Source organism: Streptomyces sp. NBRC 110028 (assembly GCF_001417735.1).
Classification (GTDB): domain Bacteria; phylum Actinomycetota; class Actinomycetes; order Streptomycetales; family Streptomycetaceae; genus Streptomyces.
The window spans coordinates 619,765-640,558 of the sequence record NZ_BBUZ01000024.1 but is presented as its reverse complement, the minus strand read 5'-3'; the positions used below and the strand labels follow the sequence as shown (position 1 = coordinate 640,558).

Sequence of the window (20,794 nt, the reverse complement as noted above, 5' to 3'; positions counted from 1 at the left end):
TCGACCGAGTAGGCCCACTACGAGGCCGATCCGGCGCCTTGCAGCTGACCGCACCAGGACGCCTCGCTACCGGGCAAACCCTGACTGACGCGGCACTAGACCTCCGCGGCTCGCACGATCGTGAAGGCCGCCCCCTCCCGGTCGGCGACCAGGGCCGCGCGTCCGGTCGCCCGGTCCGACGGCGGTTCGACCACCCGGCCGCCCAACTCGGCCACCCGGCGCACCGCTTCGTCCACCTCCGCCACCGCGAAGTGGGTCATCCAGTGCGCGCCCCGGTCGCGGGGGAGGTCCGGGTCGGCGCTGCGGATCGCGCACACCGGCCGCCCGGCCAGACGCAGGGTCCGGCGGCCTGGTTCGGGTGCCAGGGTGCTCCCCGTACCGTCCGGTTCGTAGCCGAAGACCATCTGGTAGAACTTCGCGACCGCCCCGGGCTCGCGGGCCGTCAGCTCGTGCCAGACCGGGGTGCCGGGCAGCCCCGCCTCCCGGGGCGCGGCGTGCTCCTCCTCCTGCCACACCCCGAACACGGCGCCCTCCGGATCGGCGGCGATCAGCATCCGGCCCGCCTCATCCGCGTCCAGCGGGCCCACGGCGACGGTGCCGCCGCAGGCGCGGATCATCTCCGCCGTCTCGTCGGCGTCGTTCGAGGCCAGATAAGTCATCCAGGAGACCGGAAGCTGACGTTCTTTGGGCAGCTCGCCCAGTCCCGCGACCGGCCGGCCGTCCCGTACGGCGCGGACGTACGCGCCGAGCTGCTGTGGCCCCGGTGTGAACTCCCAGTCGAACAGGGCGTGATAGAAGTCCTGTGTCGCGGCAAGGCCGTGCACCATCAAACTCGTCCAGCAGGGCGTGCCCGGTGTGCGCCGAGTCGCTGCCTCGGTCATACGTCACTCTCTCCTCGGACCATCGTCGTGGCCGTGCGGCCCCGGGCCGGTCGGCGGCGCGGGGCGGTGATGCGGAGGTGCTGATGTGGGGGGCTCGAACGATATTTGCACCACTTGCCGTGGCAAGCACCCCGGCCGCGCCGCACGATGCGCGCTCCGGCAGAAGAATGCCCGGGTTCTCGCCGCACGCCTGTTTCGCTGCGCTTGCCATCGCATGGCCATCAGCTGTGCGTTGGGTGATCGGGGGGTCCAAACGTCGCAGGGGTATCTACGCAAGGATGGTTCCCATGAATGCCATCATCACCGCACCCGATCTCATGAACGCGCTGGAGGGGGAGCGTCCCCCGCTGCTGCTGGACGTGCGCTGGCAGCTCGGCGGCCCTCCCGGCCGCCCCGCGTACGAGGCCGGGCATCTGCCCGGTGCCGTGTACGTCGATCTCGACACCGAGCTGGCGGGTCCGGCCGGGGCGGCGGGACGCCATCCGCTGCCCGATCTTTCCGCGTTCGCGGCCGCGATGCGCCGGGCCGGGGTCGGCCGGGACCGGCGCGTGGTGGCGTACGACGGCGGACAGGGCTGGGCGGCGGCGCGCGCCTGGTGGCTGCTCCGCTGGGCGGGCCACCCCGATGTCCGCGTGCTCGACGGCGGTCTGCCCGCTTGGACCGCGGCCGACGGTGCGCTGACCACCGAACTGCCGGGCGAGCCCGAGGGCGACTTCGTCCCGGAGCCCGGCGCCCTGCCGCTGCTCACGGCGGAGGACGCGGCCGCGCTCGCGCGGCGCGGCGTCCTGCTGGACGCGCGGGCGGGCGAGCGCTACCGCGGCGAGGTCGAGCCGATCGACCGGGTCGGCGGTCATATCCCGGGCGCGATCTCCGCCCCCACCACCGAGAACGTCACCGCCGACGGCCATCTGCTGTCCGCCGGGCGGCTGGCCGAGCGCTTCGCGGACCTCGGTGTCACCGGGGACACCGAGGTCGGGGTGTACTGCGGTTCGGGCGTCTCGGCCGCGCATCAGGTCCTGGCGCTGGCGGAGGCGGGCATCCCGGCGGCCCTGTACGTGGGGTCGTGGAGCGAGTGGTCCGCCGACGGCAGCCGTCCGGTGGCCACCGGCCCTCAGCCCGGCTGATGTGCGCCCCGCGCAACGCTCCGGGCCCCGTCGCCACAGGTCGGTGACGGGGCCCGGAGCCTTGTCGGGAACGAGCGGCCCGGGGGCTACTCCTGCTTCTTGCGGCGCGTGCCGAAGACGATCTCGTCCCAGCTCGGCACCGCCGCCCGGCGGCCCGGACGGACACCGTCCGCTTCCGCCTGACGGTCCGTCGTGCCGGTCAGCCGGTCCCGGTGGCCCGCGACCGAACGGGGCATCAGCACATCCGCGTACGCCGAACCCGCGCTCGCCGCCGGGGCGGGCGGCTCGACGGCCTCCGCCTCCTCCACCAGCTCGTCCGGCGGCGGTGGCGGCGCCACGACCGGCGCCTCGGGCACGACCATGTCACCACGGAAGTTGGGCACGGCCTCCAGCAGGCTGGTCAGCGAGTCGCGCTCGCCGCCGATGCCGTCGTCCATCGAGGCGGACGGCGACAGCGGCAGGGCGGACTCGTCCTCGTCGTCGCCCGACTCGAAGGACGTACCCCGGTCCCTGTCCCGGTCGCGCGGCAGCCGGGCGATGCGCGGCACGAAGGGGAAGCTGGGCTCCGGGGTGTCGTCGGCCTCGCCGATGAGCGTGCGCGCCTCGTCGTCCACGGCCTGGACCAGCCGCCGGGGCGGGTCGTACGTCCAGCTCGCGGAGTGCGGCTCACCGGCGACCCGGTAGACCAGCAGCACCTCCCAGGTGCCGTCGTCGCGCCGCCACGAGTCCCACTGCGCGGTGTCCTTCTCGGCGCCGCGCAGCAGCAGCCGCTCCGCCACGGCCTCGCCGAGCTGCGGTCCGGCGTTCTCGCCGGGGCGGCGCACGGGTGTCTTACGGGCGCGCTCGGCCATGAACGCGCGCTCCGCGAGCACCGGTCCCTCGAAGCGGCGCACCCGGTCGACGGGAATGCCGGCCATCTGCGCGACCTCTTCGGCGGTGGCGCCGGCGCGTATACGGGCCTGGATGTCACGGGGCCGCAGATGGCTCTCGACCTCGATCTCGATCTGGCCGAGCCGAGCGCGGTCGTTGCGCACCGCGGCGCGCAGTCGCTCGTCGATGGGAAGTGTGTACTCCGTGCTGTCCGCAGCCTTGAGCACCAGCCGTGTGCCGTCGTTGCTGACGGCCACGACACGCAGTTCGGGCATGGGGACCTCCCGGGTGGTGCCTGCCGACGTCACGGTTGCGTCGCTGCTCTCCCGCTAGACGAGTGTGGCCTGCCCGGGTGCAGCCTGCCACAACTTTGCCGAGTTGCCCGGGCCGGTTGGTTGCCGCCCTCTGACCCCTCCCGTTGGGTCCGGGCGGCCGGACGGGAAAGCGGGGCCAGGGCTCGCCACAGTACTCCATTCGGGCCGCTCAGGTGGAGCGGCGCGCCAGCCGAGTTCGGGCGTGGCGTGGTGATCCGGCGCCGAATCCTTCGAAGTGGGGCGCAATGTGGATGCCAAGTTTCACAGAAACGTCAGAATCGGAACGATCAGCTTCGTTTATGGGCCACTTCCCCCGGCGGGCGGGAACGAATGTCCACGCCGGGGAGGGCGGCGCCGGTGTGCCCGGCCCGGCCGGGCCGCCCCGGACCCCGTCAGCCGCCGAGCACCCGCCGCAGGTAGTCGTTGCCGAACACCCGGTCCGGGTCGAGCCGGTCGCGCAGCGCGGTGAACTCGCCGAACCGCGGGTAGACCCCGGACAGATACGCCGCGTCGCGGCTGTGCAGCTTGCCCCAGTGCGGGCGTCCGCCGTGCGCGGTCATGATCTGCTCGGCGGCCGTGAAGTACGCCCGGTGCGGGGTGCCCCGGTAGAGGTGGACGGCGATGTAGGCGGTGTCCCGTCCGGAGGCGGTGGACAGCGGGATGTCGTCGGCGGGCGCGGTCCGCACCTCCACCGGGAAGCTGACCCGCAGCCCCGACCGCTCCACGGTCGCCTTCAGTTCGCGCAGCGCCGGGACGGCGGCCTCGCGCGGCACCGCGTACTCCATCTCCAGGAAGCGGACCCGGCGCGGGCTGGTGAAGACCTTGTGAGGAATGTCCGTATAGGTGCGGGCGGACAGGGCGCGGCTGGAGATCTTGGCGATCCCGGGGATGGTGGCGGGGACCGCCCGGCCCACCGTGCAGGCCACCTGGAAGATGCCGTTGGACAGCAGTTCGTCGTCCACCCAGCCGCTGACCCGGCCGACCGGGGAGGCGGGGCCGGTGCTGCGGTTGTTGCGCTTGGTGTTGCAGTTGCCGGTGTGCGGGAACCAATAGAACTCGAAGTGCTCGTTCTCGGCGACGAGTTGTTCGAAGTCCGTCATCACCCGCTCGAAGGACATCGGTTCCTCGCGCGCGGTGAGCAGGAACTCCCGCTCCACGCCGAAGGTGATCGCCGTGACCACGCCGAGCGCGCCGAGGCCGACCCGGGCGGCCGTGAAGATCTCCGGGTGCTCGGTCGCCGAGCAGCGCAGCACCGAGCCGTCCGCCGTGACCAGCTCCAGCCCCTTGATCTGGGCGGCGATCGAGGCGCTGTCGCGCCCGGTCCCGTGGGTGCCGGTGGAGGTGGCCCCGGCCACCGTCTGCTCCATGATGTCGCCCATGTTGGTCAGCGACAGACCGTGGCCCGACAGGGTCTCGTTGAGCTGGCGCAGCGAGGTGCCCGCCGCGACGGTCACCGTGCCCGCCTCCCGGTCCACCTCCCGCACGCCCACCAGGCGGTCGGGGCGTATCAGCACGCCGTCGGTGGCGGCCGTGGTGGTGAAGGAGTGGCCGGTGCCCACCGGCTTGACCCGCAGCCCGTCGGCCACGGCCTGGCGCACCGCCTCGGCCAGCTCCTGGGTGGAGGAGGGGGCCACGCTCCGTACCGGACGGGCGATGACGTTCCCCGCCCAGTTACGCCACACGCTGTTCCGCTCGGTTCTTACGGTCTTGACGGCCATCCGCACCCGACCCCTCCCGCTGTGGCGCCGGCCGGAGCCGGCGATACCCGAGGAACGCCACCGCCGCCGCGAGCGCCCCGGCCACGGTCGGCACCGCGTACCCCGCGCGGGCCCCGGCGGCGTCCACCACCTCTCCGGCGGCCGACGAGCCGAGCGCCACCCCGACCATGAGCCCGGTGCTCACCCAGGTCATGCCCTCGGTCAGATGCGCGCGTGGTACGTGCTGTTCGACGAGGGCCATGGTCGTGACCATCGTCGGTGCGACGGCCAGGCCCGCGACAAAGAGCGCCACGGCCAGAAACGAAAGGTTCCCGACCAGTTGGAGGGGGATCATACTCACGGTCATCGCACAAATACCCAGCAACCAGCGGAAAGACAGCGATCTTTTGAGCGGCAGCAGCCCGAAGACGGCTCCCGCCAGGCATGAGCCCAGCGCGTACACCGCCAGGACCAGGCTCGCCGCCGCCTTGTGCCCCTGGTCCTCGGCGAACGCCACCGTCGCCACGTCCACCGCCCCGAAGATCGCGCCGACCGCGACGAAGGTGAGGGCCAGCACCCGGAGCCCGCGCGAGCGCAGCGCGGAGCCGCCGCCGTGCGACCCGCGCGGATGCGGCACCGGCTCGGTGGCCCGCTGCGCGGTGAGCCAGAAGACGCCGACGGCCAGGAAGCACGCGGCCAGCAGCGGGCCCGCCTCCGGGAACCACGCGGTGGACAGTCCGATCGAGATCATCGGACCGAGGATGAAGCAGGTCTCGTCGACGATGGCCTCCCAGGAGTACGCCGCGTGCAACTCACGCGGCGCGTCCTGGTGGATCGCCGCCCAGCGGGCTCGCACCATGGCCCCGACGCTCGGCACACAGCCCGCCGTGGCGGCGAACACGAACAGCGTCCAGTCCGGCCACCCCCGGTGGGCCGCCAGCAGCAGCCCGGCTAGCGAGGCCAGCGTGACGAGGGTCGCCGGACGCAGCACCCGCCGCTGGCCGTACCGGTCGACCAGCCGGGAGGTCTGCGGGCCGAGGACGGCGACGGAGAGCGCGAGGGTGGCCGCCAGCGCGCCGGCCAGCCCGTACCGGCCGGTGAGTTGGGAGACCATCGTGACCACGCCGATGCTCGTCATGGCCACGGTCATCCGCGCGATGAACCCGGCCACGGAGAACGCCTTGGCGCCGGGGGCGGCGAAGATCACACGGTAGGGACTGGGTCCGGGCATGGCGGGGGCCTCCGCGGGCGGGCAGAGCGGCGGAACGGGACGGCGGAAGGGAGCGGAAGAGAGGGGAACGCGGTCGGCGGAGCCGAGTAAGGAACGTCGAAGCTGATACAGCTTACGGTCGCCGCGGGGCCCGCGCAGGGGCATTTCCCGCCGGTCCGGGGCTGGTGGCAGGATCGGGACCATGCCGGAACAGTCAGCGCAGACATCCCCCGCCCCGTACGACGCCCTGCTGTTGCTCTCCTTCGGCGGGCCCGAGGGCCCGGAGGACGTCGTGCCGTTCCTGGAGAACGTCACGCGGGGCCGGGGCATCCCCCGGGAGCGGCTCGAGGAAGTCGGGCAGCACTACTTCCTGTTCGGCGGTGTCAGCCCGATCAACGAGCAGAACCGCGAGCTGCTGCACGCGCTGCGCGAGGACTTCGCCGAGCACGGGCTCGACCTGCCGGTCTACTGGGGCAACCGCAACTGGGCCCCGTATCTGACCGACACCCTGCGGGAGATGGTCGCCGACGGCCACCGCCGCATCGCGGTGCTCGCCACCAGCGCGTACGCCTCGTACTCGGGCTGCCGCCAGTACCGCGAGAACCTCGCGGACGCGCTCGCCGCCCTGGAGGGCGAGGGGCTGCCGCTGCCGCGCGTGGACAAGCTGCGGCACTACTTCAACCATCCCGGCTTCGTCCGGCCCATGGTGGACGCGACGCTCGCCGCGCTCGCCGAGCTGCCCGAAGGGGTGCGGGCGGGGGCGCACCTTGCCTTCACCACCCACTCCATCCCGACCGCCGCCGCGGACACCTCAGGCCCGGTCCCGGAGCACGGCGAGGGCGGTGCGTACGTCGCCCAGCACCTCGACGTCGCCCGGCTGATCGCCGAAGCGGTGCGCGAGGAGACCGGCGCGGTGCATCCGTGGCGGCTGGTCTACCAGTCCCGCAGCGGCGCCCCGCACATCCCCTGGCTGGAGCCGGACATCTGCGACCACCTTCAGGAGCTGCACGGCGAAGGGGTGCCCGCCGCGGTGATGGTCCCGGTCGGCTTCATCTCGGACCACATGGAGGTCACGTACGACCTGGACACCGAGGCGGCCGCCAAGGCGGCCGAGCTGGGCCTGCCGGTCGCCCGGGCCTCGACCGTGGGCGCCGATCCGCGGTTCGCGGCGGCGGTGCGCGAACTGCTGCTGGAGCGCGCGGCCACCGAGCGGTTCGCCGCCGGGGACGGCCCGGCGCCCGAGCGCTGTGCGCTGGGCGCGCTGGGCCCCAGCCACGACGTGTGCCCGGTGGGCTGCTGCCCGGCCCGCTCGCCGCGGCCCGCCGCCGCCGGGGCCGACTAGGGGGTGTCTTGCGGGTCAGGCCAGGCGTCGGGAGCCCGGCATGATCCACAAGACACACCCTGGGCCATCCGGGCCGTCACACGCGCAGACGCAGTACACACGGGGCAATCCGCTAAGGAGCACGATGACCGACTCGCTCAACGCCGAACTGCTCGATCTGGCCCTGGAGGCCGCCCGCAGGGCCGGGGACCTGCTGCGGGACGGCCGCCCGGCCGACCTCGGCGTGGCCGCCACCAAGTCCAGCCCGATCGACGTCGTCACCGAGATGGACGTCGCCTCCGAGAAGCTGATCACCGACTTCCTCGCCACGCACCGCCCGGAGGACGGGGTGCTGGGCGAGGAGGGCGCGAGCAGCGAGGGCAGCAGCGGCGTCCGCTGGGTGATCGACCCGATCGACGGCACGGTGAACTACCTCTACGGCCTCCCGTCCTGGGCGGTCAGCATCGCCGTCGAGCGGGACGGCGAGCCGGTCGTCGGAGTGGTGGCGGCGCCGATGCGCGGCGAGACGTACCACGCCGTGCTCGGCCAGGGCGCGTACGCGAACGGAGAGCGCGTGCGGGTGCGCCCCGCGCCCCCCTTCGAGCAGGCGCTGATCGGCACGGGCTTCGGCTATGTGCGCGAGCGCCGCATCGGGCAGGCCAGGGTCCTCAACGAGCTGGTGCCCCAGGTGCGCGACATCCGGCGTGGCGGATCGGCCGCCATCGACCTGTGCGACGTGGCCTGCGGGCGGCTCAACGCGTACTACGAGCGCGGGCTCAACCCCTGGGACTACGCGGCCGGCGCCCTCATAGCCCGCGAGGCGGGCGCGCTCACCGGCGGACGGCCGGGCGTACCGGCCTCGACGGAGCTGACCATCGCCGCCGCCCCGGGGCTCTTCGAGCCGCTGCGAGACCTGCTGGAGGAGCTGGGCGCCTGGCACGACTGAGCCGGGACCCCGCGCACGCGAAGCGCCCCGGTGGCCAGGAGGACACCGGGGCGCTTCGGCGTGGATTGTGCCGGTCGTGCTCGGGAATCGGTGTACCGGAGCTGGATCGGTCTCCGTCACACCGGGTGATCAAACAAGCGGATCAAGCGGCGCTTACTTCCACACCATGCTCGGCGGCGAGCCGACGGAGGTCTTCCAGCTCCGCCAGCTCCACGTCGGCGAGGAAGTCGTCACCCGTCTCACGGGCGCGGCTGAGGTCGGTCTTGGTGGTCTCTATACGCTGCAGAATGCCTGCGGTGAACGCGTCCATGGTGCGCCCCCTCGTCGTGGGTCGGTGGCACGGGGGTGTGCCGACGGCGGGAGCGATCACGTATGTGAATCCCTGAGGGTGGCAGCGGCATCAATGGATAGCCACATACAGGGCGTGATCGCGGGGTGTGCAGTCGTCCTCCCCACCCCACTCGGAGCGGAAACCTCCGGCACCAAAAGTTTCTCAACGATCTTGGAATGACGTTGAAGCGATCGTGAAGTGGGCCCTGGGACCCCCGGGACCTCTTACCGCCGGTTTATGAGACTTCGAGGCAGGATGGAGGCGCCGAACGCTCATCGAGTTCGGCGAGATCACGCCCGCTGCGGCGCATGAGAGCCCACCGCGGCCCACCAAGCCGCCGCGGCCACGAGGGAAGGACGAACGACGTGCGTGTACTCGTCGTCGAGGACGAGCAACTGCTCGCCGACGCGGTGGCCACCGGACTGCGCCGGGAGGCCATGGCCGTCGACGTCGTGTATGACGGTGCCGCCGCCCAGGAGCGCATCGCCGTCAACGACTACGACGTCGTGGTCCTCGACCGTGACCTGCCGCTCGTCCACGGTGACGACGTGTGCCGCAAGATCGTCGAACTCGGCATGCCCACCCGCGTCCTGATGCTCACCGCCTCCGGCGACGTCAGCGACCGCGTCGAGGGGCTGGAGATCGGCGCCGACGACTACCTCCCCAAGCCCTTCGCCTTCAGCGAGCTGATCGCCCGGGTGCGGGCGCTCGGCCGCCGTACCACCGTCGCCCTGCCGCCGGTCCTGGAGCGGGCCGGGATCAAGCTGGACCCGAACCGCCGCGAGGTGTTCCGGGACGGCAAGGAGATCCAGCTGGCCCCGAAGGAGTTCGCGGTGCTGGAGGTCCTGATGCGCAGCGAGGGCGCCGTGGTCTCCGCCGAGCAGCTGCTGGAGAAGGCCTGGGACGAGAACACCGACCCGTTCACCAACGTCGTCCGGGTGACCGTCATGACGCTGCGCCGCAAGCTCGGCGAGCCCGCGGTGATCGTCACCGTCCCCGGCTCGGGTTACCGGATCTGACCGGGCATGGCCACGACTCCGCTCCCGCCGGCGGCCCCGCCCAAGCCCAGCTGGGACCCGCAGCACACCTCGCCGCCCAACCCCTGGCTGCGCCCCACCATCCGGATACGGCTCACCCTGCTGTACGGCGGGATGTTCCTGATCGCCGGTGTGGTGCTGCTGACGATCATCTATCTGCTGGCGGCGGACGCCATCCGCCGGGGCAGCGAGTTCCCGCTGCAGATCGTCCGGATCGACTACAAGCCCTCCGACACGTGCCATCTGCCCAGTCAGGGCAACAACGACGCGTTCAACCGGGCCGTGGCCCAGTGCATGTCCCAGCAGCGCGACTTCGCCCTGGACGGGCTGCTGCGCCGCTCGCTGCTGGCGCTGCTGGGGCTGGCCGTGGTGGCGTTCGCGTTCGGCTACGCCATGGCCGGGCGGGTGCTCTCGCCGCTGGGCCGCATCACCCGTACGGCGCGTCAGGTGGCGGGCTCGGACCTGTCACGGCGGATCGAGCTGGACGGCCCGGACGACGAGCTGAAGGAGCTGGCGGACACCTTCGACGAGATGCTGGAGCGACTGGACCGGGCGTTCACCGCGCAGCAGCGGTTCGTCGCCAACGCCTCGCACGAGCTGCGCACCCCGCTGGCGATCAACCGCACCCTGCTGGAGGTGCAGTTGTCCGATCCGCAGGCGTCCCCGGAGCTGGTCCAGCTCGGCAAGACGCTGCTGGCCACCAACGAGCGCAGCGAGCAGCTGGTGGAGGGTCTGCTGCTGCTGGCCCGCAGCGACAACGAGATCGTGGACCGCAAGCCGGTGGATCTCGCCGAGGTCGCCTCCCAGGCCCTGGAACAGGTCCGCTCCGAGGCCCAGGCCAAGGGCGTGGAGATCCGGGGCGACCGGGCGGCCGCGGTGGTCCAGGGCAACGGGGTGCTGCTGGAGCGGATCGCGCTGAACCTCGTGCAGAACGCGGTGCGCTACAACGTCGAGGACCACGGCTGGGTGGAGGTGACCACCGAGGTGCGGCAGGGCCAGGCGCTGCTGGTGGTCGCGAACACCGGGCCGGTGATCCCGGCGTACGAGATGGACAACATCTTCGAGCCCTTCCGCAGGCTGCGCACCGAGCGCACGGGCAGCGACAAGGGCGTGGGCCTGGGGCTGTCGATCGCCCGCTCCGTGGCGCGCGCCCACGGCGGCCGCATCGCGGCCGAGCCGCGGGAGGGCGGCGGCCTGGTCATGCGGGTGGTGCTCCCGGTCTGAGCGCGGAACGGCGGAACGGCGAAACGGCGAAACGGCGAAACGGCGAAATGCTGAAAGGGGGAGTACCCTCGTGGGGTGTTCGCTTTGGGCGGAATTTTCGTGATCCGCCCACCGCCAGTATCGTGTGTGATCGATCACATGGGCGATTTTCAAGCCATACACTCTGCGTGATCGTGCCGGTTGCCGGAAAGCCGTAAAATCCGGGTTTTCAGGCACCGTGATCACGGGAAGTACACGTCATGGCGCATGAGAGTGCGACATTCGGACCGTGTACGGTCCCGATGGCCATCCAACCCGATCACCTCTTCAGGGGTGCGGTTGGGTGTCGATTGAGTAACAGACCTTGATGTGAGGCAAAATCTCCGCCTCAGGTCGGGCACAAGTCCGGCCTCTCACGCGTTACGAGCGCTGAGACACCGCAGACACCCAGAGGGGGAGAGCGACATGGCAACGGATTACGACACCCCACGCAAGACCGACGATGACGTCAACGAGGACAGCATCGAGGAACTCAAGGCCCGCCGGAACGACAAGTCGGCGTCCACCGTCGACGTCGACGAGTTCGAGCAGGCCGAGGGCTTGGAGCTGCCCGGCGCGGACCTCTCCAACGAGGAGCTGTCCGTGCGGGTGCTGCCCCGCCAGGCCGACGAGTTCACGTGCATGAGCTGCTTCCTCGTGCACCACCGCAGCCAGCTGGCCGCCGAGACCAAGAACGGCCAGCCGATCTGCCGCGACTGCGCGGCCTGAGCCGCAGGCCAGGCGTGGACGCGGAGTCCGGCGACGGGGACGAGGCGACGCATGTCGAGCGAGGCCGGGTGGCCTCGCTCGTGGTCGCCCTCGGCCGCGGCGTCCGGCGGAGCGGTGGCCGTGCCAGGGCGGGGGTGTACGCGGTCGCCGACCGGATCGCGGCGAACGCGCCGCGCATTCCGGTCCGCGACCTCGCGGCCCTGCGCAAGCAGTTCCCCGGGCTCGGCCCGGAGGAGATCGCGGACAAGCTGGTGGCCGGTGCGGCGAACGCCACCTCCACCGTGGGCGCGGGCGTCGGTGCCGCGGCGATGCTGCCGACCCCGCCCGCCATGCCCGCCGAGCTGGCCGCCGAGATCGTCGGTGTGGCGTCCATAGAGTTCAAGCTGATCGCCGAGCTGCACGAGCTCTACGGAGTGCGGGCGCCCGGGTCCGTGCGGCAGCGGGCCGCCATCTATCTCGGCGCGTGGTCCGAGGAGCGGGGTGTCGACCCCACTGTCCCGGCCGGCGTCAATGCCGCGCTGCACGTCCAGATGAAGCGCGAGCTGCGCCAGCGGGTGCTGAGACGGAGCTTCCGGAATCTGCCGGTCCTCGCGCCCTTCATGGTCGGCGCGGCCGTCGGCGCCTCGATGAACCGGCGCGACACCAAGAGACTCGCGCGCAAGATCCGCAAGGACCTGCGCGACCGCCAGGTGCCCTGGGACGCCCTCCCCCCGTCCCCGGACGCCCCCGGCGAACCGCCCGGCACCAACGTGCCCGGACAGCACACCTAGGACGCCTCCTCAGGCGCGTACGGCCGTCAGGGCCGCGGCCAGTCCCTCGGGGTCCCGGGTTGAGACGTACACGTACGGTGTCGGATCCTGCGGATCGGTGACCTCGACCCGCAGCGCGGTCGGGATGTAGCTCCGCAGCAGCATGTAGGCCCGTGGATCGGCCTTGTACGTCCGCCAGGCGGCCGCCTCGGCGGCGTCCAGCACCTCGGCGGCCCCGAGCGCCGACACCGGGATCCTGGCCTCTCCCGCCACCAGCGAGCCCGCCACCACCCGCACCCGGGCCGAGCCGTACGAACTCACCACCACGCAGGCCAGCGCCGCGCCGCCGATCAGGCCGCCGAGCATCGGCAGCGTGCCGAGCGGCAGCAGGGCCAGCGCCGTGCCGACCCCGATCAGAATCGCGATGAACCACCATGAACGGGGCGCGGTGAGACGTTCGTCGTAGGGCTGCATGCGTATCAGCTTGGCATGGCCGCCTGCCCGGGCATCTCTCGCGGGTAAGGTCAGCCGTTGTGAGTGGAAGAACGACAGCGCTGAAGCCGCCGGACGGCGCCACGGCACCCGTGCGCCACCCCGACGCGCCCGCGCCCGGGGAGCCCCTCGGCGCGCACTACGAGCAGTGCTTCGGCTGCGGCGAGCAGAGCGGCGGCCTGCGCTTGCGGGCGCGGGCGGGCGAGGGCGTCGGCCTCACCGCCGAGTTCACCGTGGACGCCGCCCACCAGGGCGCGCCCGGCCTGGCCCACGGCGGGGTGCTGACCGCCGCGCTGGACGAGGCGCTGGGGGCGCTGAACTGGCTGCAGCGTGTGATCGCGGTGACCGGGCGGCTGGAGACGGACTTCGTCCGGCCAGTGCCCGTCGGCACCGTGCTGCACTTGGAGGCACGGGTGACCGCCGTGCACGGCCGCAAGATCTACTGTGCGGCCACGGGCCGCATCGGGGGTCCCGAGGGGCCCGTCGCGGTGCGCGCGGAGGCCCTCTTCATAGAGGTGCGGGTCGACCACTTCATCAAGAACGGCCGGCCGGAGGAGATCAACGCGGCGCTCTCCGACCCGGATCAGGTGAAGGTCGCGCGCGCATTCGAGGTGAATCCGTGACTCCCGTACCGGTGGACGTGTTGATCCGCAGGGTGGACCCCCAGGTGCCGATCCCGGGGTATGCCCACCCGGGGGACGCCGGCGCCGATCTCGTCACGACCGAGGCGGCGGAGCTGGCCCCGGGGGAGCGCGCGGTTCTGCCCACCGGAGTGTCTATCGCGCTCCCGGAGGGGTATGCCGCCTTCGTGCATCCGAGGTCCGGACTCGCCGCCCGCTGCGGGGTCGCCATGGTGAATGCCCCGGGGACCATCGATGCCGGGTACCGTGGAGAGATCAAGGTGATCGTGGTCAACCTGGACCCGCGCGAGAGCGTGCGGTTCGAGCGCTACGACCGGATCGCCCAGATGGTCGTCCAGCAGGTCGAGAAGGTGCGCTTCCAGGAGGTGGCGGAGCTTCCCGGGTCGGCGCGGGCCGAAGGGGGCTTCGGGTCCACCGGCGGTCATGCCGCCGTGGACGGCACAACGGGTGGGAATGGATACGCTTCGGTCGGTTCCGACCGGGAAGGACGATGACGTGTTCGGACGTCGCCGCAAGCGCAGCGAGGAGGACGTCGAGTCGCTCGACGTGACCTCCGAGGAGTTGGCCGAGGACGCGGAGGACGCGGCGGGCCTCGTCGACGACGAGGGCGACGCGGAGGCTCCCAGGGTGAGCCTGCCCCCCGCGCCGCGCCCCGACGGCCCGTGGGACGTGTCCGAGGTGCGGGAGCCCGGCGAGGGCCGGGTGGACCTCGGCGGCATGTTCGTGCCCGGTGTCGAGGGCATGGAGCTGCGGGTGGAGGTCGCGGGGGACGCGATCGTGGCCGCGACCGTGGTGCTGCGGGACAGCGCCGTGCAGCTGCAGGCGTTCGCCGCGCCGAAGAAGGAAGGCATCTGGACCGAGGTGCGGGACGAGATCGCCACTGGCATCACCCAGCAGGGCGGTGTGGTGGACGAGGTCGAGGGCCCGCTCGGCTGGGAGCTGCGGGCCCAGGTGCCGGTGCAGCTGCCGGACGGCAAGAACGGCGTCCAGGTGGTGCGCTTCATCGGCGTCGACGGGCCGCGCTGGTTCCTGCGCGGGGTGATCTCCGGGCAGGGCGCCGTGCAGCCCGAGACCGGCAGCCTGCTGGAGGCGATCTTCCAGGACACGGTCGTGGTGCGCGGCGAGGGCCCGATGGCCCCGCGCGACCCGATCGTCCTCAAGCTGCCGAACGACGCGCAGATGGTGCCCGACGGGGTGCAGCAGGAGGAGGCGCAGGGCTCGCGGTTCGCGGGCGGCGCCGACCGGCTCCAGCGCGGTCCCGAGATCAGCGAGGTGCGCTGACCGGAGGCCGCGCCGAGCGCATGAGGCCAGGTCCGAAGGGGCCCGGGGAGACTTCCCGGGCCCCTTCGATTTTTTTCGCACCGCGTTGAACACGCGTGCCGCCCGGGGCGTATTGATGGGCGAGAGACCCCCGGCGCGCCCGCGGCAGTGGAAGAGCGGGCGCGAGGGGGACACCCCCTGTCCGACCTCAACGAGGTGAGTGATCAATGTCCCGAGGCCTTCCGTTACTTCACCGTCGGCGGATTGTGGTCGCCGGTGTGATCGGCGGTATTACCTGTGCGTCCGTCGCGGTGGGAGCCGCCATGGCAGGTCAGGACGACAGCAGCGACACGGGGAAGGCGTCGGTCAAGGCCGCGTCCTCCATCAGCTGCCCCGCCGTGGAGGGATCCCTGCCGGAGATTCCCGCGGAAGCCAAGGCGGAGGTGGACCGCAACCTCGCCCTTCTGGACACCCAGCTCGCCGAGGCGAACAAGCGGCTGAGCACCAGTCAGGGCGAGGGCGGCCCGAACTTCGTGCAGAACGCGATCCTCGGTCCGCTGGCGGACAAGCGGAAGTCCACCCTCGATCGCATCGCGACCTCCATCGGGCGCCGGGCCGAGAAGCCGACCGGCCTCGACGCGCTCGCCGAGTGCACGCTGTCCGGCGGCGACGCCGGTGGTGCCGGGGCGGGAACCGGGGCGGCCCCGACGGCCGCCGCGAGCGCCGCGGCCTCGGCCGACCCTGCGGCGGAGTCCGGCGCCGGTGCGGACACCGGCGCCGGTTCCGGTCAGACGATCAGCTGCCCGGACGTCGCCGGTCAGGTCGGCAACGTACCGGCCGCCGCCCAGGCGGAGGTGGACCGCAACCTCGCGCTTCTGGACACGCAGCTCAGCGAGGCGAACAAGCGGCTGAGCACCAGTCAGGGCGAGGGCGGCCCGAACTTCGTGCAGAACGCGATCCTGGGCCCGCTGGCGGACAAGCGGAAGTCCACGATCGACCGCATCAAGATCTCATTCTCCCGTCAGGGCTCGACCGCCCCCTCCGGTCTTGACGCTCTGGCGGGCTGCTCGCTCGCATCCGGCTGAGTCCCCGGCGTAAGGCTCGGCTGATGTGAGCGTTCTACCGGTGGGCCGTACTTTTCTCTGCGGAGTACGGCCCACCGGCTATGTCGCGTCGTGCGGGCACCCCTGGGCGTCAGGGAGGCGTCAAGAGGGTGCTCGCCGCCGTAAGGGAGCCGTCAACGGCGGCTCCGGCCCCCCGAACACGGGTTTTGCTCTAGAGGTCAGCTCTCCACCGATCCTCTAGGAGCCCACGATGGCCGATCTGGCCTTCGTCGTTGCCACGCTCGCGGTGTTCGCGCTGGTGGCCCTCGTCGCCAAAGGGGTGACGAAGCTGTGACCGCCGAGAACGTCGTCGGCCTGGTCGTGGCCGTCGCGCTGCTGGGCTATCTGGTCCTCGCCCTCCTCTTCCCCGAGCGGTTCTGAGGGCGTCATGAGTTCAGAACTCGCCGCGGTGCTCCAGCTCGCCGCGCTCATCGGCGCGCTCGCCCTGGTGTACCGGCCGCTCGGCGACTACATGGCGGCCGTCTACCGCTCCGGGAAGCATCTGCGCGCCGAGCGGTGGATCTACGCCTGCGTCGGCGCCGATCCGGACACCCGGATGCGCTGGCCCGCGTATCTGCGCGGAGTGCTCGCCTTCTCCGGCGTCAGCGTCCTCTTCCTGTACCTGCTGCAGCGCCTCCAGGGCGCCCTGCCGCTGTCCTACGGCTTCTCCTCGATCAGCCCGGCGCAGGCGTTCAACACCGCCGCGTCCTTCGTCTCCAACACCAACTGGCAGTCCTACGCGGGCGAGCAGTCCATGGGCCATGTGGTGCAGACGGCCGGGCTCGCGGTGCAGAACTTCCTGTCCGCCGCCGTCGGCATCGCGGTGGCCATCGCGCTCGTCCGGGGCTTCGCCCGCTCCCGCACCGGCGAGCTGGGCAACTTCTGGGCCGATCTGGTGCGCACCGTCGTACGCGTCCTGATCCCGATGGCGGTGATCGCCGCGATCGTGCTGGTCGCGTGCGGCGCGATCCAGAACTTCGCGGGCATCCACGAGGTCGGGCAGCTCACCGGCGGCACCCAGCAGACGAACGGTGGCGCGGTCGCCTCGCAGGAGGCCATCAAGGAGATCGGCACCAACGGCGGCGGCTTCTTCAACGCCAACTCCGCCTACCCGTTCGAGAATCCGAACGCCTTCACCAACCTCTTCGAGATCTTCCTGATCCTGGTCATCCCGTTCTCGCTGACCCGCACCTTCGGCGTGCTCGTCGGGAACGTCCGGCAGGGGTACGCGATCCTCGCCGCCATGGGCCTGATCTGGCTCGGCTTCACGGCGCTGATGATGTGGAGCGAGTTCCACCACGGCGGCCCCGCGCTCCAGGCCGCGGGCGGCGCGATGGAGGGCAAGGAGCAGCGGTTCGGCGTCGGCGCGTCGTCGATCTTCGCGACGAGTACGACGCTGACGTCCACCGGCGCGGTGGACGCGATGCACTCCTCCCTGACCGGCTTCGGCGGCGGCATCGCGCTGCTGGGCATGATGCTCGGCGAGATCGCCCCCGGAGGAGTGGGCTCCGGCCTCTACAGCATGCTCGTCATGGCCGTGATCGCGGTCTTCATCGCGGGGCTCATGGTCGGCCGTACGCCCGAGTACCTGGGCAAGAAGATCGGGGCCCGCGAGATCAAGCTCGCCGCCTGCTCCATCCTGGTCACCCCGGCACTGGCGCTCTCCTTCACCGCCCTGTCCGTGGTGCTGTCCAGCCCGCAGCACTCGATCCTCAACACCGCGGGGAACGCGGCGGGCCACAGCGGGGCGCACGGCTTCTCCGAGGTGCTGTACGCCTTCACCTCCGGCGCCAACAACAACGGCTCCGCCTTCGCGGGCCTGAACGCCAACACCGACTGGTACAACACCACGCTGGGCCTCGCGATGCTGCTCGGCCGCTTCCTGCCGATGGTCCTCATCCTGGCGCTGGCCGGTTCGCTCGCCGAGCAGAAGCCCGTCCCCGAGACGGCGGGCACCCTGCGCACCGAGAAGCCGCTCTTCGCGGGGCTGCTGGTCGGCGCCGTCCTGATCATCACCGGCCTCACCTACTTCCCGGCCCTGGCCCTTGGCCCGATGGCGGAGGGACTCTCATGAGCACGACCACACCCGTGCGCCCCGCCCCCGGCGGCGAGCGCCCGCACAGCCACGACGCGGGCGGCGGCCGGGTCTCCGGTGGCCTCTTCGACCCCCGCCGGCTCCTCACCTCGCTGCCGGACGCCCTCCGGAAGCTCGACCCGCGCGTGATGGCGAAGTCCCCGGTGATGTTCGTCGTGGAGATCGGCTCGGTGCTCACCACCGTGCTGGCCGCGCTGAACCCGGGCGACTGGTTCGGCTGGGCGATCACGGTCTGGCTCTGGCTGACCGTGATCTTCGCCAATCTCGCCGAGGCCGTCGCCGAGGGCCGGGGCAAGGCCCAGGCCGACACCCTGCGCAAGGCCAAGACCGACACCGAGGCCCGGCGGCTCGCGGCCGCCGGCGAGGAACGGGTGCCCGGCACCGCGCTGTGCGTCGGCGACCTCGTGGTCTGCGAGGCGGGGGAGGTGATCCCGGGCGACGGCGATGTCGTCGAGGGTGTGGCGTCCGTCGACGAGTCGGCCATCACCGGGGAGTCGGCGCCGGTCATCCGCGAGTCCGGCGGCGACCGGTCCGCGGTCACCGGCGGCACCAAGGTGCTCTCCGACCGCATCGTCATCAAGATCACGACGAAGCCCGGCGAGACCTTCATCGACCGGATGATCAGACTGGTCGAGGGCGCGGCCCGGCAGAAGACCCCCAACGAGATCGCGCTCAACATCCTGCTCGCCTCGCTCACCATCGTCTTCCTGCTCGCCGTCGTGACCCTCCAGCCGTTCGCGATCCACGCGGGCGCCGAGCAGACGATGGTCGTGCTCACCGCGCTGCTGGTCTGCCTCATCCCCACCACCATCGGCGCCCTCCTCTCCGCCATCGGCATCGCGGGCATGGACCGGCTGGTGCAGCGCAACGTCCTGGCCATGTCCGGCCGCGCGGTGGAGGCGGCGGGCGACGTGTCGACGCTGCTGCTCGACAAGACCGGCACGATCACGCTCGGCAACCGGCAGGCCGCCGAGTTCGTCCCCGTCGGCGGGGCCACCGAGGAGGAACTGGCGGACGCGGCCCAGCTGTCCTCGCTCGCCGATGAGACGCCCGAGGGCCGCTCCGTCGTCGTCCTCGCCAAGGAGGCGTACGGCCTGCGGGCCCGCCACGAGGGCGAACTGGGCCACGCCGCGTTCGTCCCGTTCACCGCCCAGACCCGGATGTCCGGCGTCGACCTGGACTGCACCAGGGTCCGCAAGGGCGCGGCCGCCGCGGTCACCGGCTGGGTGGCCGAGCGCGGCGGACGGGTCTCGGACGACGCCCGGGAGAAGGCCGACGCGATCTCGGCGGCGGGCGGCACCCCGCTGCTGGTGGCCGTCGAGGACGAGCGGGGCGCGCGCGTCCTCGGCCTGATCCACCTCAAGGACGTCGTCAAGGAGGGCATACGGGAGCGGTTCGACGAACTGCGCCGGATGGGCATCAAGACCGTGATGATCACGGGCGACAACCCGCTGACCGCCCGGGCCATCGCGGACGAGGCGGGGGTGGACGACTTCCTGGCGGAGGCCACCCCCGAGGACAAGATGGCGCTGATCAGGCGCGAGCAGGCGGGCGGCAAGCTGGTGGCGATGACCGGAGACGGCACGAACGACGCCCCGGCGCTCGCCCAGGCCGATGTCGGCGTGGCCATGAACACCGGCACCTCGGCCGCCAAGGAGGCCGGGAACATGGTCGACCTGGACTCCGACCCGACCAAGCTGATCGAGATCGTGGAGATCGGCAAACAGCTGCTGATCACCCGGGGCGCGCTGACCACCTTCTCGATCGCCAACGATGTCGCGAAGTACTTCGCGATCATCCCGGCGATGTTCGCGGGCGTGGCGGGCTACACGGGCCTGGACGCGCTCAACATCATGCGTCTGGCCTCGGCCCAGTCCGCGATCCTGTCGGCCGTCGTCTTCAACGCGCTGATCATCGTCGCGCTGGTGCCGCTCGCCCTCAAGGGCGTGCGCTACCGCCCGATGAGCGCCGACCGGATGCTCCGCCGCAACCTCGCCCTCTACGGCCTGGGCGGGCTCATCGCCCCGTTCCTCGGCATCAAACTCATCGACCTGCTCATCTCCCTCATACCGGGCATCGGGTGAATCGAGACCATGACCCTTCCTCACGGCACGGCACGCTCCACCGCCCGGCTTGCGGGCGCCGCCCTGCGCGCACTGCTCGCCCTCACGGTGCTCTGCGGGGTGCTCTATCCGCTCGCCGTCACCGGGATCGCGCAAGCCGCCTTCCCGCACCGGGCGAACGGCTCCGAGGTCCGGGCGGACGGCAGGACCGCGGGCTCCGCGCTCATCGGCCAGACGTACACCCTGGACCGTAAGGACAAGGCCGGGAACCCGCTGCCGGACCCGAAGTACTTCCAGCCCCGCCCCTCGGCCGCGGGCACCAACACCGTCAACACCCAGTACGAGATCACCGTCTCGGGCGGGTCCAATCTCTCCGCCGACAGCACGGTGCTGCTCCAGCAGATCAAGGAGCGCCGCGCCCGCATCGCCGCCTTCAACGGGGTCGCGCCCGGCGCCGTACCCCCCGACGCGGTCACCGCCTCCGCCTCCGGCGTCGACCCGGACATCTCGCCCGCGTACGCCGCCCTCCAGGTGACCCGGGTGGCCCGGGCCAACGCGCTGCCGCGCGCCGAGGTCGCACGGCTGGTCGGGAACCACACCGACGGCCGCGCCCTCGGCTTCCTCGGCGAGCCGCGCGTGAACGTGCTGGAGCTGAACATCGCGCTCCACCAGCTGGAAAAATGAGCGAA

The 20,794-nt window shown here is 71.7% G+C and carries 21 protein-coding genes; 15 read left to right on the top strand and 6 right to left on the bottom strand.

Annotated elements, in window-relative coordinates:
• Positions 1 to 95: 95 nt before the first annotated feature.
• Positions 96 to 881, bottom strand: a complete 786-nt coding sequence (locus ASC60_RS12055) for a VOC family protein (protein ID WP_055549780.1) — start codon at positions 879 to 881, stop codon at positions 96 to 98.
• A gap of 287 nt (positions 882 to 1,168) precedes the next feature.
• Here ASC60_RS12055 and ASC60_RS12050 point away from each other — a divergent pair, with 287 nt between their 5' ends.
• Positions 1,169 to 2,005, top strand: coding sequence for a sulfurtransferase (locus ASC60_RS12050; RefSeq protein ID WP_055549778.1), 837 nt, complete (start codon positions 1,169 to 1,171; stop codon positions 2,003 to 2,005).
• Positions 2,006 to 2,091: 86 nt separating this feature from the next.
• Here ASC60_RS12050 and sepH read toward each other — a convergent pair whose 3' ends face one another.
• The 3 genes from sepH to ASC60_RS12035 all read right to left on the bottom strand — a co-directional run bounded on the left by sepH (position 2,092) and on the right by ASC60_RS12035 (position 6,117).
• The gene (gene sepH / locus ASC60_RS12045) at positions 2,092 to 3,183 is read right to left on the bottom strand and encodes a septation protein SepH (protein WP_079038333.1); all 1,092 of its coding nucleotides are present in this window, start codon (positions 3,181 to 3,183) and stop codon (positions 2,092 to 2,094) included.
• A 398-nt stretch (positions 3,184 to 3,581) separates the two neighbouring features.
• Positions 3,582 to 4,907, bottom strand: coding sequence for a D-arabinono-1,4-lactone oxidase (locus ASC60_RS12040; protein WP_055549774.1), 1,326 nt, complete (start codon positions 4,905 to 4,907; stop codon positions 3,582 to 3,584).
• Positions 4,861 to 6,117 carry an MFS transporter gene (locus tag ASC60_RS12035; protein WP_055550076.1) on the bottom strand — a complete coding sequence of 419 codons (1,257 nt, stop codon included), beginning with the start codon at positions 6,115 to 6,117 and terminating at the stop codon, positions 4,861 to 4,863. Before ASC60_RS12035 ends, ASC60_RS12040 begins: the two co-directional genes overlap by 47 nt.
• Positions 6,118 to 6,298: 181 nt before the next feature.
• On the opposite strand from ASC60_RS12035, the gene ASC60_RS12030 reads away from it, so the two are divergent.
• Positions 6,299 to 7,438 carry a ferrochelatase gene (locus ASC60_RS12030; protein ID WP_055549769.1) on the top strand — a complete coding sequence of 380 codons (1,140 nt, stop codon included), beginning with the start codon at positions 6,299 to 6,301 and terminating at the stop codon, positions 7,436 to 7,438.
• Between the two features lie 124 nt (positions 7,439 to 7,562).
• A complete protein-coding gene (locus ASC60_RS12025; protein ID WP_055549767.1) occupies positions 7,563 to 8,363 on the top strand; it encodes an inositol monophosphatase family protein in 801 nt (266 codons plus the stop codon).
• Between the two features lie 142 nt (positions 8,364 to 8,505).
• Here ASC60_RS12025 and ASC60_RS42170 read toward each other — a convergent pair whose 3' ends face one another.
• Positions 8,506 to 8,673: a hypothetical protein gene (locus tag ASC60_RS42170; RefSeq protein ID WP_199830928.1), complete on the bottom strand. Its 168-nt coding sequence runs from the start codon at positions 8,671 to 8,673 to the stop codon at positions 8,506 to 8,508.
• Between the two features lie 386 nt (positions 8,674 to 9,059).
• On the opposite strand from ASC60_RS42170, the gene ASC60_RS12020 reads away from it, so the two are divergent.
• The 4 genes from ASC60_RS12020 (at position 9,060) to ASC60_RS12005 (ending at position 12,472) form a co-directional block, all read left to right on the top strand.
• The gene (locus tag ASC60_RS12020; RefSeq protein ID WP_055549765.1) at positions 9,060 to 9,713 is read left to right on the top strand and encodes a response regulator transcription factor; all 654 of its coding nucleotides are present in this window, start codon (positions 9,060 to 9,062) and stop codon (positions 9,711 to 9,713) included.
• A gap of 6 nt (positions 9,714 to 9,719) precedes the next feature.
• On the top strand, positions 9,720 to 10,955 hold the full coding sequence (locus ASC60_RS12015) for a cell wall metabolism sensor histidine kinase WalK (protein ID WP_055549763.1): 1,236 nt from the start codon (positions 9,720 to 9,722) through the stop codon (positions 10,953 to 10,955).
• 444 nt (positions 10,956 to 11,399) lie between these two features.
• Entirely contained in the window at positions 11,400 to 11,702 is a 303-nt protein-coding gene (locus tag ASC60_RS12010; RefSeq protein WP_009714537.1) for a DUF4193 domain-containing protein, read from the top strand.
• A 14-nt stretch (positions 11,703 to 11,716) separates the two neighbouring features.
• Positions 11,717 to 12,472: a hypothetical protein gene (locus ASC60_RS12005; RefSeq protein ID WP_055549761.1), complete on the top strand. Its 756-nt coding sequence runs from the start codon at positions 11,717 to 11,719 to the stop codon at positions 12,470 to 12,472.
• Positions 12,473 to 12,481: 9 nt separating this feature from the next.
• Here the strand turns inward: ASC60_RS12005 and ASC60_RS12000 are convergent, their stop codons facing one another.
• A complete protein-coding gene (locus ASC60_RS12000; RefSeq protein WP_055549759.1) occupies positions 12,482 to 12,925 on the bottom strand; it encodes a DUF3093 domain-containing protein in 444 nt (147 codons plus the stop codon).
• A 59-nt stretch (positions 12,926 to 12,984) separates the two neighbouring features.
• On the opposite strand from ASC60_RS12000, the gene ASC60_RS11995 reads away from it, so the two are divergent.
• The 8 genes from ASC60_RS11995 (at position 12,985) to kdpC (ending at position 20,789) form a co-directional block, all read left to right on the top strand.
• Entirely contained in the window at positions 12,985 to 13,566 is a 582-nt protein-coding gene (locus ASC60_RS11995; RefSeq protein WP_055549757.1) for a PaaI family thioesterase, read from the top strand.
• Positions 13,563 to 14,078, top strand: coding sequence for a dUTP diphosphatase (dut, locus tag ASC60_RS11990; protein WP_079038332.1), 516 nt, complete (start codon positions 13,563 to 13,565; stop codon positions 14,076 to 14,078). Before ASC60_RS11995 ends, dut begins: the two co-directional genes overlap by 4 nt.
• Before the next feature lies 1 nt (position 14,079).
• Positions 14,080 to 14,865, top strand: a complete 786-nt coding sequence (locus ASC60_RS11985; RefSeq protein WP_055549754.1) for a DUF3710 domain-containing protein — start codon at positions 14,080 to 14,082, stop codon at positions 14,863 to 14,865.
• 206 nt (positions 14,866 to 15,071) lie between these two features.
• Positions 15,072 to 15,929 carry a hypothetical protein gene (locus tag ASC60_RS11980; RefSeq protein ID WP_079038331.1) on the top strand — a complete coding sequence of 286 codons (858 nt, stop codon included), beginning with the start codon at positions 15,072 to 15,074 and terminating at the stop codon, positions 15,927 to 15,929.
• Positions 15,930 to 16,238: 309 nt separating this feature from the next.
• Entirely contained in the window at positions 16,239 to 16,328 is a 90-nt protein-coding gene (gene kdpF / locus ASC60_RS11975) for a K(+)-transporting ATPase subunit F (protein ID WP_037817630.1), read from the top strand.
• Positions 16,329 to 16,335: 7 nt separating this feature from the next.
• A complete protein-coding gene (gene kdpA, locus ASC60_RS11970; protein ID WP_055549752.1) occupies positions 16,336 to 18,021 on the top strand; it encodes a potassium-transporting ATPase subunit KdpA in 1,686 nt (561 codons plus the stop codon).
• Positions 18,018 to 20,126, top strand: a complete 2,109-nt coding sequence (gene kdpB, locus ASC60_RS11965; RefSeq protein WP_055549750.1) for a potassium-transporting ATPase subunit KdpB — start codon at positions 18,018 to 18,020, stop codon at positions 20,124 to 20,126. Before kdpA ends, kdpB begins: the two co-directional genes overlap by 4 nt.
• A 9-nt stretch (positions 20,127 to 20,135) precedes the next feature.
• Complete coding sequence (kdpC, locus tag ASC60_RS11960) at positions 20,136 to 20,789, top strand: potassium-transporting ATPase subunit KdpC (protein ID WP_055549748.1); 654 nt, start codon at positions 20,136 to 20,138, stop codon at positions 20,787 to 20,789.
• Positions 20,790 to 20,794 lie beyond the last annotated feature (5 nt).